Source organism: Salinicola peritrichatus, assembly GCF_003206715.1.
Taxonomy (GTDB): Bacteria; Pseudomonadota; Gammaproteobacteria; order Pseudomonadales; family Halomonadaceae; genus Salinicola; species Salinicola peritrichatus.
Genome location: NZ_PZJU01000013.1, coordinates 15895 through 29688, shown reverse-complemented (window position 1 = coordinate 29688; position 13794 = coordinate 15895). Strand labels below are relative to the sequence as shown.

The following is a 13794-nucleotide window of genomic DNA, read 5'->3' as shown; positions in this document are numbered from 1 at the left end:
GCGTTGCGCGGTGCTGGAGCGCCAGCCCGGTCGGAATCCTCACCTATACCCCATAGGCTCCGGTTCCTGCGCTCCGTACGCCTTGCGCTTCATCCTGCTCGTCGATTTCTTCAGCGTTTCCTTAAAGGGCTTGGCCGCTGTCGTTTCGAACGCGGATTCCCGCCGTTGATTTCGCTGGGGCGCTGGGGCTGGGCGATGCCGCTGGCGTTGGCGGCAATTGCCGGCGCCCTCGGCGGCGATGCGCTGCCATGGTCACCCTGGTTCGCCGCCCTGGGCATGCTGCTGGCCGTGGCGTTGGTGGCCTGGCGACGGTCGCTGGGGCTGGGGCTTTGCTTGCTCGCATTCGTCTGGTGCGCTGGCTCGATCCATCAACAGCGCCTGGGCGTGCTGCCCGCATCGCTGGCCGGCTCGGACTTCGCGCTGAGCGGACGCATCCAGGCGCTGGACATCGACCCGCGTCGGTCGCGTTTCGAGCTGAGTGTCGAGCGCTGCGAGCCGCTGGAGAAGGCCGCTCGTTGTCCCGATCTGGCGCGCGTCAGGCTCTCCTGGTATGGCGCGCCGGTGCTCACCGGCGGAGAACGCTGGGCGCTGACGGCTCGCTTGCGCCAGCCGTTGGGATTCGCCAATCCCGACACCTTCGATTACGACGCCTGGTTGTGGCGGGAAGGCATCCAGGCGCTGGGGTATGTTCGCGACGGGCCGGCGACCCGGCTCGCACCGGCGCCGTTCTCGTTACGCCGGGCCGCGCTCGAGCGGCTGGAAGAAGTGCCACTGTCGGCTCGCGGCAAGCGTTGGCTCGCCGCGCTCACGCTGGGTGCCGGCGATCGCCTGGAAGCTGCCGACTGGGAACTGCTCAACGCCACCGGCACCACCCACCTGATGGTGATATCCGGCCTTCACGTCGGTTTGGTGTCGATGCTCGTACTATGGTTGCTGCGCCGGGCATCGCGGCTGCTCCAACCCCGGGCATGGCGAATGACGCTGTGGCCGTGGTTCGGTGCCGGGGCGGCGGCGTTCGCTTATGCCGCGCTGGCCGGCTTCGGGCCGCCGGCGATGCGTGCGGCGATCATGGCCTCGGTCGGGTTGTGGGCGGCCAGCGGACGTCATGCACCGGGGTGGTGGCAAGCATGGTGGCTAGCGTTGGCACTGGTGGTGATCTGCGATCCTCTGGCGCCTTGGCGGCCGGGAGTATGGCTGTCATTCACCGCCGTCGCGGTGCTGATCCTGGCCTGGTCCGGTCGTCCCCAGCCGCGTGGCTGGCGAGGCTGGTGCCTCGCATTGCTGCGCAGCCAATGGCTCCTGGCGCCGGTCATGGCGGCCGCCGTGCTGCTGGCCTTCGGGCGTCTTGCGCCGGTGGCGCCACTGATCAATCTGCTGGCGGTGCCGTTGGTCGGCAGCATCATGGTGCCGCTGGGCTTCGCCGGATGGATGCTGATTGCCTGGCCGGCACTGGCGGCTTGGGCCTGGTGGCCTTTCGACCGCTTCGCCGAGGCCCTGGCGGCGGGGTTGAAAGCGGCGGCCGAATGGCTGCCGTTGTGGATGCCGGACCCGTGGTGGCAATGGCCGCTGGCACTGGCGTTGCTGCTGTGGAGCGCACTCTGGCTGTTGCCGGGGATCGAGCGCCTGACGCGTATCTGGGGCAGTGTCGGCATCGTCGCGCTGATCGCTGCCGTGCGTCCGCCGACCCTGGCCCAGGGAGAGCTGATCGCGACGGTCTACGATGTCGGGCAAGGCCAGCTCGTCGAACTGGAAACGCGCAGTCAGCGCGTGCTGGTAGACACCGGGCCGCGTTTTTCCTCCGGTTTCATGCCGGCGGCCTTGCTGTGGCCCGCCGGCCGACACTTCGATGCCGTGATCGTGACCCATAGCGACATCGACCATGCCGGCGGCGTGGCGGAATTGCTGGAACACCACCGGGTCGAGCGCTGGTGGGCGCCGCGTGGCAATACTCTCGGTCTGCCGTCGCGGCCGTGCCAGGCCGGTGCCGGCTGGCGCGCTGGCGAAGCCCGCTGGCAGTTCCTCTCGCCGCCGCCAGACAGCGAGAAGCTGTCGCGTAACGACCGCTCCTGTGTGCTGCTGGTGACGCTGGGGGAGCGGCGGGTGTTGATCACCGGGGATGCCGGCAGCGAGCGGGAACGCCAGTTCGTGAACGAGTTGCCGCCTGGCTCCATCGATCTGCTGGTGGCGGGGCATCACGGCAGCGCGACCAGTTCGTCGCCCGAGCTGGTCGCGGCGGCAAGACCCCATGACGTGGTCTTCAGCAGTGGCCGCGGCAATCCGTTCGGGCATCCCGCGCCGCGTGTCGTCGAACGTTTCCTCGAGGCGGGGAGCCGGATCTGGAACACCGCCTTCGACGGGGCGGTTCGGGTGCGGTTGACACCGGAAACGTTGACGGTGCAAACACAGCGTCATCCGGGCTGGTCTCGTCGGGCGGCTGTCGAGGAGCGGGATGTTGGGGTAGAATCCAGCCCCTGAATGCGCCCGAGTTGCGTGATCGCGGGCAACGACCGCAGCGATCGTTAGCCGACTTGGCGCTTCCGCCCCGGTCGGCGCGCACTCACGGGCGACCGAGGTCTCTTTCTTCAGTCGAACGGAGTTACCGTGTCACGAACTTCCAGTTGGGCACTCTATCGACGTCTCCTTGAATATGTTCATTCGGAATGGCGCTCTTTCGCGCTGGCGGTGACGGGCTATGCCATCTACGCCGCTTCGAGTACGGCGCTGGCGGAAATGATGAAGCGTCTCATCGACGGCATTCAGCACCCCGATGCCGCCTTTCGCTATTTCCTGCCACTGTTCGTGATCGGGATGTTCGCCACCCGCGGCGTCGGGACTTTCCTCGGCACCTATTTTATGAGCAACGTCGCGCGCAACGTGGTGCACAGGCTGCGTTGCGACGTGTTCAACCATATGCTGCATCTGCCGGGACGCTTCTTCGATATGCACTCCAGCGGGCATTTGATCTCGCGGGTCACCTATCACGTCGAGCAGGTGACCGGCGCCGCCACCAATGCGATCACGATCATTCTGCGGGAAGGCCTGTTCGTGCTCGGCCTGATCGGCTACCTGTTCTGGACCAACTGGCTGCTGACGCTGATCTTCATGGCCGTGACGCCGCTGATCGGGCTGGTGGTGCGTTATACCAGCAAGCGCTTTCGCAGGATCTCGCGGCGCATCCAGAACTCCATGGGCGATGTCACCCACGTCGCCTCCGAGGCCTTGACCGGCTACCGCGTGGTGCGCACCCACGGCGCGGAGGATTACGAAAAACGGCGTTTCGCAGCCGCCAGCAACTACAACCGGGAGCAGAGCATCAAGGAAGCGCTGACCAAGGCGACCAGCACGCCGGTCATCCAACTGCTGGTGGCATTGGCGCTGGCGGGCCTGGTATGGCTGGCGATGGCGCCGGAGCTGATGGAGGCCATGACGCCGGGGGAGTTCGTCGCCTTCATCACCGCTGCCTCGTTGATGGCCAAACCGATTCGTTCGCTGACCGACGTCAATAGCATCATTCAGAAGGGATTGTCGGCATCGCAGGAGCTGTTCGGCCTGCTCAACCGGCCGACCGAGGTCGACGAAGGGGAGCGCGAGCCGCACCGGCTCGAGGGACGGGTCCGGTTCGACGATGTGCATTTCGCCTATGCCGACGATCAACCCGAAGTGCTCAAGGGCATTGATCTCGACGTGCCCGCCGGCCAGATGGTCGCCATCGTCGGGCGCTCCGGCAGCGGCAAGTCCACGCTGATGAGCCTGCTGCCGCGATTCTATCGCCCGACCGGCGGACGCATTCTGATCGACGACATCGACATCCAGGAGTATCGGCTTTCGCCGCTGCGTCAGCAGATCGCGCTGGTCTCTCAGCAAGTCACGCTGTTCAACACCACCATCGCCGACAACATCGCCTACGGCGTGCCCGACGCCAGCCGCGAGGTGATCGAGTCGGCCGCGCGGGCGGCTTACGCGCACGAGTTCATCGCGCGCCTGCCGAAGGGTTACGACACTTTGGTGGGCGACAACGGGGTGATGCTCTCCGGGGGGCAGCGTCAGCGCCTGGCGATTGCGCGGGCGATCTTCAAGGATGCGCCGATACTGATTCTCGACGAGGCGACCTCGGCGCTGGATACCGAATCCGAGCGCTACATCCAGCGTGCGCTGGAGGTGGTCTGCCGCGGTCGCACCACCTTCGTGATCGCCCATCGGCTTTCGACCATCGAGCGGGCCGACCGCATCGTCGTGATGGAGCAGGGCAACATCATCGAGAGCGGCTCCCATGCCGAACTGCTGAAGAAAGGCGGTGCCTATGCCTCGCTGCATCAGTTGCAGTTCCAGGAGGAGGCGTGACGCCGATCGAGCGCGCCTGGTATCGCAATGCGCCTTGGTTGGCGCTGCTGGCGCCGCTGGAGGCGCTGTATCGCGCTGGCGTACAGCGGCGACGTCGTGCCTTCGAGGACGGACGGCGGGAGATCTGGAAAGCCCCGGTGCCCGTGGTAGTGGTGGGAAATCTCAGTGTCGGCGGCACCGGCAAGTCGCCGTTGGTGGCGTGGCTGGCGCGCTGGCTGAAGGCGCAGGGCTGGCGGCCGGGCATCGTTTCGCGCGGCTACGGCGGCAAGGCGCCGACATATCCACTGCTCGTCGATGACCGAACGCCGGTCGAGCACTGCGGCGACGAGCCGTTGATGCTGGCCCTGCAGAGCGGCGTGGCGGTGGCGGTCGACCCCGACCGTCCGCGCGCGGCGCGAGCGCTGATCGACACCCGCGGCTGCGACGTGCTGCTGGCCGACGACGGGCTGCAGCACTACGCCCTGGGGCGAACGCTGGAGTTGGTCGTCATCGATGGCCAGCGTGGTCTGGGCAATCGTCGCTGCCTGCCGCGCGGACCGCTTCGCGAACCGGTCGAGCGTCTGCGCGAGGCGGACGCGCTGGTCGGCAACGGCGGTTTCGCCGGCCTGCAGCCGGAGGATGGTGCAGGCGTGGCGCGATTCACGATGCGCATTGCGCCGCGGGTATGGCGCCATCTGGCAAGTGGGGCCACCTATCCTGTCGAGACGCCGCCGTTCAGCACCGGCGTGCCGGTCGTCGCGCTCGCGGGTATCGGGCATCCGCAGCGGTTTTTCGATACGCTCGATGCACTGGGCGTCGCCCATCGTCCGCGGGCCTTCGGCGATCATCACCGGTTCGTGGCGACGGATCTGCCGCCGGCGCCGGCCACCGTGGTGATGACCGCCAAGGATGGAGTGAAATGCCGGGCGTTTGCCGATGATCGCTGCTGGGTGCTCGACATCGAGGCGCTACCCGAACCGGCATTCGAGCACTGGTGGGCAGGGTGCGTGGCTCAATGGGACGCAGCGACTGGTGTCGAAGCGGCGAAGGCGCGATCATAGGATCGCCGAAAAGGTGTATTCGGCGCCCGCAGTTCTCTGCGTTGCGCGCAAGAGCGTCCTGGAAGCATGAAAGGGCGTACACGGAGGAATCTTGGTTGAGAGGAATCGCCATGGATAAGGAATTGATAGCGATGCTGGTCTGTCCGGTGAGCCACAGCGAGCTGACCTTCGATCGCGAACGCAACGAATTGAAGAGCTCGGTCAGCGGCCTGGCCTATCCCATCCGCGACGGCATCCCCGTCATGCTGGAAAAAGAGGCCCGTGTGATGACCACCGAGGAGAAACTCGGTAAGGCGGCGCCGGCACCATGAGCGATTTCGTTGTCGTGATTCCGGCACGTTACGGTTCCAGCCGGCTACCGGGCAAACCGCTGATGGAGATCGACGGGCTGCCGATGGTTCAGCACGTCTGGCTGCGGGCCAGCGAGAGCGGCGCGGCGCGGGTGGTGATCGCCACCGACGACGCGCGCATCGAGCAGGCCGCGCAGGCTTTCGGCGCCGAGGTCGTGATGACCCGGGCCGATCATCCGTCCGGAACGGATCGTCTGGCGGAGGTCGCCGCCAAGCTGGCGCTGGCACCGCACACCTTCGTGGTCAACGTGCAGGGCGACGAGCCGCTGTTGCCGGCCGAGGCGATCAATCGCGTCGCCGAACGGCTGGTTGCGGATGACGGCGCATCGGTCGCGACGCTGGCGGAGCCGATCCATGACGTGGATACGCTGTTCAACCCCAATGTGGTGAAGGTCGTCACCGACCTGACCGGTCGCGCACTCTACTTCACCCGCGCGCCGATCCCCTGGGACCGTAACGCCTGGAAAACCCAGCCGCCGACGCTGCTGGAGACGGACGCCTGGCTGCGCCACATCGGGCTCTATGCCTATCGTGCCGGTTTTCTGGCCGACTATGTGACCTGGCCGCCAGCCCCGCTCGAACAGCTCGAACAGCTCGAACAGCTGCGGGCGCTCCAGCATGGTCACCGGATTCAGGTGGCGACGGTGACCTCGCCGTATCCGGGCGGCGTCGACACGCTCGAGGATCTCGAGCGGGTGCGCCAGCATTTCGTGGAGCAGCAAGTTCGTGGAGGGCAAGTTCGTGGGGAGAAGTAAGGCATGAGCGAGGCGGGTCCGAGGCTGCGTATCCTGTTCGTCTGCATGGGTAACATCTGCCGCTCGCCGACCGCGGAAGGCATGCTGCGCCAGCGGCTCGAGGAAGCCGGCCTCAGCGAGCGCATCGAGGTCGACTCCTGTGGAACCGGGGCCTGGCATATCGGCGAACCGCCGGATCCGCGCGCGATCGAGGCGGCGGCGGCTCGCGGCATCGACATCCGCGAATTGCGCGGACGCCAGCTGGCAGTGAGCGATTTCATGGCCTTCGACGAGATCCTGGTCATGGACAGCGACAACCTTGAGCGCGTCATGGCGCTCAAGCCGACGGCCAGCCGCGCACGGGTAAATCGGCTGCTGGGCTATGCCGGCCAGCCCGATGACGACGTGCCCGACCCCTATTTCGGCGGTGACGCCGGGTTTCAGCACGTGCTGGATCGAATCGAGGCCGCGGTCGATGGCCTGGTCGAGTCGCTGCGCCGCCGCGTCCTGGTGTCTCATGCTTGAAGCGGCCAACGGGCTGGAGATCGGGCGCGACCTGACACGGGCCAACACGCTGGCGCTGCCCAGTGTCGCCGAGCGTTTCTGGCGCGCGCGCAGCGAGCAGGACGTGATGCACGGGCTGCGTCTGGCCAATGAACACGACTGGCCGCTGACGGTGCTGGGCGGCGGCAGCAATCTCCTGTTGCCGCCGCATATCGCCGGGCTGACGTTGTGCCCGGACCTGGACGGACTCTCTTTCCGGGCCGCGGCCGGGGATCGTGTCGATGTCGAGGTTGGTGCCGGCGTCGTCTGGCACACCTTGGTCGAGGCCTGCGTCGAGCGCGAGCTCTGGGGGCTCGAGAATCTGGCGTTGATTCCCGGGCTGGCAGGCGCCGCGCCGATCCAGAACATCGGTGCCTACGGCGTCGAACTGGGCGACGTGCTCGAATGGGTCGAACTGATCGACCGCCGTGATGGCCGGCGGCGACGGCTCGGGCGCGATGAGTGCGGCCTGGGCTACCGCGATAGCGTGTTCAAGCGTGAATTGGCCAACCGGGTCGTGATCACCCGCTTGGGACTCGGACTCTCCTGGCGTCCCAGGCCGCGACTCGACTACGGCGCACTCGATCAGCGCGTACCGCCATCGCCGAGCGCGCGCGATGTATTCGAAGCGGTTTGCGCCATTCGTCGGGAAAAGCTGCCCGACCCCGTTGCGTTGCCCAATGCGGGCAGCTTTTTCAAGAATCCGGTGGTGTCGCGCCAGCGGGCGGACATGCTGGCGGCAATGCACCCTGACATGCCGCGCTATCCGCAGCCGAATGGCGACGTGAAGTTGGCGGCTGCCTGGTTGATCGAGCAATGTGGCTTGAAGAGTTGCCGTGATGGCGCTTTCGGCGTCCATGATCGGCAAGCGCTGGTGCTGGTCCATTTTGGCGGCGGCACCCTGGACGAGCTGTTGGCGTTCGCCGATCGCGTCGCCGGTGCCGTGCGGGCGCGTTTCGATATCGCCTTGGAGCGTGAGCCGAGACAGGCAGGCGAGCCCGCGTCCGGTTGATCGAGCGGCAACGTTCCGGCCGCCCTTGGCCAAGAGCGCGTGCATAAGACAAGACGACATACGAAAAAAGCCCAGNNCTGGGCTTTTTTCGTGGGGTCGAAACAGCGATCAGCTATCGCTGTTTCCCTGCTCACGGCGGCGCTTCTCGCGCGGGTCGTTGTGCGCGCGACGACGACGGGGCGGACGCGAAGTCGTGACCTCGCCGCTGGCGGTTGCAGGGGCAGCAGCCTCCTGGGCCGTATCGTCGACGCCTGTCGGCTGCGCCGGCGTCGCTTCGGCCGGCGGCGTGGCGGCACTGATTGCCGGCTTGGGCTCGGTCGGCGATGCGCTTGCCGGCGTGTCCGATGCCGGAGACTCGGTAGTCGCAGCCGACTCTGGCGCCGTAGTGGCTTCATCGCCTGCCGCTGCCGGCGTTTTCGCTGCCTCGGCCGTGGCAGTGTCAGGCTTGGCGGTTTCGGGCTCCGGTGGTTGGGCCCGCGAGCTGGATTCCGTATCCGCCGCGTCCTCTCGCTGAGAGGGCGTTGCCTCCTTGGCTTGCGGCGCCTGTTCCGCGACCGGGGCAGCGGCACGGGCCGGCTCGGCTTCGTCTGATCCGGCAGCCTTCGACGGCTGCTCGTCGCCTTCGATGCTAGTGCGATCCTCGCCTGCGCTCGGCGTTTCTGCGCTGGCGGCTTCATCGGCCGAGTTTGACGAGTTCGTCGGCTGCTGCTCGTTCGTGTTCGAATCCGCGGCATCTTGTGCTGCCGGTTCGTTCGCAGCATCGACGCGGCTGGTCTCGACCGATGCCGGCGTGTCGGCGACCGGTTTCGCGGCTGCGTCGTCGGCCTGCGAGACGCGCTTGGCGGCGACCTTATCGGACTGCTTGCTCGTCCGCTCGCCGTCGCTCCCGGCCGTTGCCGGGTTGGGCCCGGCGGACTTGGCTTCGGTCGTCTGGGCCTCGGCGGGCGTGCTCTCGGTGTCCGCGGCTGCGGTGGGCTTGGCCTCTTCCTTGCCGATGTTTTCCGCCGTTGCCGCCTGCAGGCGCTGTTGCTGCTCGATCGCGGCCGGGCTCAGGGCGTGCTGGCGCGAACGCTTGCGCGGATTGTTGCGAGTGCGCTTCGGCTTGGTGTCGATCGTATCCTGAGCGGGCGCCGGAGCCTGGGCAGGTGCCTGAGCCTGAGCGGGCGACTCATCGTTCTGACGTGTCGGCTTGCTCTGCGGCTTGCTGGTGGCCTCGCTCTTGCTCGACTCCTGGCGCGCTTCGGTCGGCTTGTCGGTCTTGCCGCCACGGCTGTCCTGACGGGATTGGCGATTACCATTCTGGCGATTGTCGCTGCCGTTCTGGCGTTCGTCCTGGCCGCGACGACGACGATTGCCACTCTGGCTCTGGCGGTTGTCGCTGCGGTTGCCGTTGTCGTTGCGGTTACCGTTGTCGCTGGTTTTGGCGACATCGCGTTCCTGGCGCTGAGACGAGCCACGCTGGGTGCGGTTGTCGCTACCGCCGGACTGCCGCGAGCTGGGCTGGGATTTGGCCGTGCCGGCTTCGCCTTGCGTACGACCACTGGGCGTCGCCGGGCGCGGCACTTCCTCGTCGGCACGACGGCGTCCGAACAGGCCGCGGAAGAGCTGCATCAGCCCACCATTGCCTTGCGGCTCGGCCGCCGGGGTGGGCGCGGCTGGGGCCTCGCTGGCGGCGGGAGCCGGTTTCTCGGATACCTGGTGCAGGGAATCCGGTGCCGGTGCGGTGTGCAATACCGCTTGCACGGCGGCCTGGGTGCGCTGAATCGGCTTGGCCAGGCTGGTTTCCGGCTCCTTGATCACTTCGCTGTCGACCGAGAGCTCAAAGCTCGATTTGTTCTCGTCGCCTTCTTCGGATACGTGATCGTCACGCAGGCGCTGGACGTCGTAGTGGGGCGTGTCCATCTCCGGATTCGGCAGCAGGACGACGCGAACCTTCTGGCGCCGCTCGACATCGGAGAGCACGTTGCGCTTTTCGTTGAGCAGGTAAGTGGCGACCGGCACTGGCAGGATGGCGCGAATCTGGGCGCTGCGCTCCTTCATCGCCTCTTCCTCGATCAGGCGCAGGATCGACAAGGCCAGTGAGCGGACGTCGCGGATGGTGCCCTGGCCGTCGCAGCGCGGGCAGACCACGCCGCTGGTTTCGCCGAGAGAGGGGCGCAGGCGCTGGCGCGACATCTCCATCAGGCCGAAGCGGGAGATGCGGCCGATCTGCACGCGGGCGCGGTCGAGCTTGAGCGCGTCGCGCATGCGGTTCTCGACCTCGCGCTGGTTGCGCGCCGGCGACATGTCGATGAAGTCGATCACCACCAGCCCGCCGATATCGCGCAGGCGCAACTGACGGGCAATTTCGTCGGCCGCTTCCAGGTTGGTCTGCAGCGCGGTCTCCTCGATGTCGGCGCCGCGGGTGGCGCGTGCCGAGTTGATATCGATGGAGACCAGCGCCTCGGTGTGGTCGATCACCACCGAGCCGCCGGAGGGCAGTTTCACCTCGCGCTGGTAGGCGGTCTCGATCTGCGACTCGATCTGGAAGCGCGAGAACAGCGGTACGTCGTCGGTGTAGAGCTTGATCTTCTGCTGGTAGGAGGGCATCACCTGGCGGATGAAGCTCAGCGCCTCCTCATGCACCTCACGGCTGTCGATCAGGACTTCGCCGATGTCCTGGCGCAGATAGTCGCGCATCGCCCGGATGATGACGTTGGACTCGCGGTAGATCAAAAACGGGGCGGGGCGCTTGATCGCCTCGGTGGTGATGGCTTCCCACACCTGCACCAGGTAGTCGAGATCCCACTGCAGTTCTTCCGGCGAGCGGCCGATGCCCGCGGTGCGCACGATCACGCCCATCTTGTCGGGCAGCGTCAGTTGGCCCATGGCTTCCTTGAGCTGGCTGCGCTCCTCGCCTTCGATACGACGGGAGATGCCGCCGGCACGAGGGTTGTTGGGCATCAGCACCAGGAAACGGCCGGCCAGACTGATGAAGGTGGTCAGCGCCGCGCCCTTGTTGCCGCGCTCTTCTTTGTCGACCTGGACGATGACTTCCTGGCCTTCCTTCAGCACTTCCTTGATGTTGGGGCGGCCGGAGGGGTCCTTGGAGAAATACTCGCGGGAGATCTCCTTGAGCGGCAGGAAGCCGTGGCGCTCGGCACCGAAATCGACGAAGGCGGCTTCGAGGCTGGGTTCGAGGCGGGTGATCTTGCCCCGATAGATGTTGGCTTTCTTTTGTTCCCGGGCACCGGATTCGATGTCCAGGTCGTAAAGGCGTTGTCCATCGACGAGTGCGACGCGCAACTCTTCCGGTTGGGTCGCGTTGATGAGCATTCTTTTCATACGGTCTCGCTAATTGAGCGTGCCGGTGGAAGGCTAGCTGCAATCGGCGACGACGAACCGCAAGCGGTCGTGCTGTGCTCGCGCACGTTGGTGAAGCGACCCGGCAGGGCAAATAAACAAGCGTAGCGTGTGTCAGAACGAGCTTAGCGTGTACTCATGCGAGAATCCGCGTCAGGAACTCGAGGGAATGTCCGGAAACCGCGTTTTGGATGGCATGATACGGCCATCGCTGCGAGTTCAGGTCGACGCTCGTCGAGCCCAGTGGCGTGCTTGCTCATTACCGTTACATCTCTGCTTTCGTTACCTGCTTTGTGGGTGCTGCACGAACATGTGTTGAGTACGAAACGGTGGCGGAACATGTCACGGTGCGCTATCGATTGACGCATCCGGTCCCGCAGACTGCCGTCTATATCACTTGGCATTGTTCGGTTCGGCGACGCCTTCCACCGGTATCTGTGGATTTCCCTCGGGGCAGGCGACTCGCTTGGCGATGTCGGTGCCTCGATATGGGGCCTGGCGTTCCAAACGTGTTTTGATCGTCTCAGCAGTCGTGAGCGGTTGGCTTCACTAACGCTCTGGAAGATCGAGACATTTCTTCACTCTGGCCAGCGTATCCAGGGGCCGGCGCTGCGATGGATAAATCCCACTGAGTGAAATTGCAATATACCAGTAATGCCGCATGAGCAGCAATTGAGCTCGCGCTACATTAACAGTGCGTTAAAATGGCCGCCCGGTGGCGCCGTGATGCTGCCAGGCGCTATCTATCAGCAAGCCCCCTTGGGAGTCGAGCATGGCCGAAGGCCAGGAAGTACAGTTCATCGAAGTCAGCGAATCACAGCAGGGGCAGCGCATCGACAATTTTCTGCGCACGCGGCTCAAAGGGGCCCCCAAATCGCTGATCTATCGCATCGTTCGCAAAGGCGAAGTGCGCGTCAACAAGAAGCGCGTGAAGGCCGATTACCGGGTACAGAACGGGGACCTGGTGCGGGTGCCGCCGTTGCGGCTCACGCCGGAGAGCGCGGTCAAGGAAGCCAGCGAGAGCCTGCGCAATCTACTTGCCGGCAGCGTGCTGGTCGAAGGGCCGGACTGGCTGGTGATCAACAAGCCCTCGGGGCTGGCGGTGCATGGTGGCAGCGGAGTCAAGATCGGTCTGATCGAGGCGCTGCGGCAGGTGCGCGAGGATCTCGACTTCCTCGAGTTGGTCCACCGTCTCGACCGGGATACCTCCGGTTGTCTATTGCTGGCCAAGAACCGCGAGGCGCTGCTGTCGCTCAACACCGCGCTGCGCGAGCGCCGCATGGAAAAAGAGTATCTGGCGCTGGTGCAGGGGCGTTGGCCGGCGCGGCGGGATTACGTCAGTGCCAGGCTCGAGCGCTTCGACGCCGGCAATGGTGAACGGCGGGTCCGGGTCGACGACAACGGCAAGGTGTCACGCACGCGTTTCGCGGTTCGCGAAACCTTCCCCAAGGTGACATTGATCGAGGCCGAGCCGGTGACCGGGCGCACGCATCAGATTCGCGTGCACGCCGCCCATGCCGGTCATCCGCTATTGGGGGACGACAAGTACGGTAGCCGCGAGGGCGAACGGATGGCGCGCAGCCTGGGGCTGGAGCGATTGTTTCTGCATGCGGTGAAACTGACCTTTCCGGACCCCAGGAGCGGGCGCCCGGTACAGGCCAGGGCGCCGCTCGAAGCGTCCTTGCAGCACGTGCTGGAGCGAGCGCGGCATGGTGTCTGACCTATTCTCGACGGCCATGCGCGAAGCGCTCGCTGCCGAAGTCTGCCGTTACCGACTGGTGATTTTCGATTGGGACGGCACCTTGATGGATTCGGCGGCGCGCATCGTCGCTTGCATGCAGGGTGCCGCCCGCGAGTTGGGTTGGCCGGTACTGGACGACGGGACGATTCGCAACATCATCGGTCTGGGCTTGCCGGAAGCGATCGCCGAGCTCTATCCCGACGTGACGCGGCAGCAGCAGGATCGATTGCGCGAGGCCTATGGCCACCAGTTCCGACTCGCCGACCGGGTGCCGATGCCGTTCTTTCCCGGTGTCGTGGCTGGCATCGAGCGCCTGCGCCGTGACGGTTCATGCCGCCTGGCGGTGGCGACCGGCAAGAGTCGTCGTGGACTGGACCGGGTGTTCGGGCATGAGGCCTGCGGGACATGGTTCGCGGCCAGCCGAACCGCCGACCTCACGCGTTCGAAGCCGCATCCGCAGATGCTGGAAGAGTTGCTGGCGGAGTGCGACGTCCCGGCGGCCGAGGCGATCATGATCGGCGATACCGAATACGATATGGAAATGGCGCGCGCGATCGGCATGGATCGTATTGCCGTGACCTATGGCGTGCACGATCGCCGGCGGCTGGAACGCAGCGAGCCACGACTGCTCGCCGATGATTTTTCCACGCTCGTCGATTGGCTGTTCGCGTTGTCCGATTGAGCGCCGTGG

10 protein-coding genes are annotated in these 13794 nt (G+C 65.8%); 9 read left to right on the top strand and 1 reads right to left on the bottom strand.

The window, feature by feature from the left end:
- Window positions 1-165 precede the first annotated feature (165 nt).
- The 7 genes from DOM57_RS07580 to murB all read left to right on the top strand — a co-directional run bounded on the left by DOM57_RS07580 (window position 166) and on the right by murB (window position 8020).
- The gene (locus tag DOM57_RS07580; protein WP_239496148.1) at window positions 166-2475 is read left to right on the top strand and encodes a DNA internalization-related competence protein ComEC/Rec2; all 2310 of its coding nucleotides are present in this window, start codon (window positions 166-168) and stop codon (window positions 2473-2475) included.
- Between the two features lie 126 nt (window positions 2476-2601).
- A complete protein-coding gene (gene msbA, locus DOM57_RS07575; RefSeq protein ID WP_110648621.1) occupies window positions 2602-4341 on the top strand; it encodes a lipid A export permease/ATP-binding protein MsbA in 1740 nt (579 codons plus the stop codon).
- Complete coding sequence (gene lpxK, locus DOM57_RS07570; protein WP_110648620.1) at window positions 4338-5381, top strand: tetraacyldisaccharide 4'-kinase; 1044 nt, start codon at window positions 4338-4340, stop codon at window positions 5379-5381. Before msbA ends, lpxK begins: the two co-directional genes overlap by 4 nt.
- A 110-nt stretch (window positions 5382-5491) precedes the next feature.
- Window positions 5492-5692 carry a Trm112 family protein gene (locus DOM57_RS07565; RefSeq protein WP_110648619.1) on the top strand — a complete coding sequence of 67 codons (201 nt, stop codon included), beginning with the start codon at window positions 5492-5494 and terminating at the stop codon, window positions 5690-5692.
- A complete protein-coding gene (gene kdsB / locus DOM57_RS07560; RefSeq protein ID WP_110648618.1) occupies window positions 5689-6486 on the top strand; it encodes a 3-deoxy-manno-octulosonate cytidylyltransferase in 798 nt (265 codons plus the stop codon). Before DOM57_RS07565 ends, kdsB begins: the two co-directional genes overlap by 4 nt.
- Window positions 6487-6489: 3 nt before the next feature.
- Window positions 6490-6990 (top strand): low molecular weight protein-tyrosine-phosphatase, encoded by a 501-nt coding sequence (locus tag DOM57_RS07555; protein WP_239496147.1) that lies wholly within the window; start codon window positions 6490-6492, stop codon window positions 6988-6990.
- Complete coding sequence (murB, locus tag DOM57_RS07550; protein ID WP_110648617.1) at window positions 6983-8020, top strand: UDP-N-acetylmuramate dehydrogenase; 1038 nt, start codon at window positions 6983-6985, stop codon at window positions 8018-8020. The genes DOM57_RS07555 and murB overlap by 8 nt, the downstream gene beginning before the upstream one ends.
- A 108-nt stretch (window positions 8021-8128) precedes the next feature.
- Here murB and rne read toward each other — a convergent pair whose 3' ends face one another.
- On the bottom strand, window positions 8129-11344 hold the full coding sequence (rne, locus tag DOM57_RS07545) for a ribonuclease E (protein WP_110648616.1): 3216 nt from the start codon (window positions 11342-11344) through the stop codon (window positions 8129-8131).
- Window positions 11345-12134: 790 nt separating this feature from the next.
- Between rne and rluC the strand changes: the two genes are divergently transcribed.
- Together rluC and DOM57_RS07535 are read left to right on the top strand one after the other, a co-directional pair.
- On the top strand, window positions 12135-13082 hold the full coding sequence (gene rluC, locus DOM57_RS07540; protein WP_110648615.1) for a 23S rRNA pseudouridine(955/2504/2580) synthase RluC: 948 nt from the start codon (window positions 12135-12137) through the stop codon (window positions 13080-13082).
- On the top strand, window positions 13072-13785 hold the full coding sequence (locus tag DOM57_RS07535; RefSeq protein ID WP_239496146.1) for an HAD-IA family hydrolase: 714 nt from the start codon (window positions 13072-13074) through the stop codon (window positions 13783-13785). Before rluC ends, DOM57_RS07535 begins: the two co-directional genes overlap by 11 nt.
- The last annotated feature ends 9 nt before the right edge of the window (window positions 13786-13794 follow it).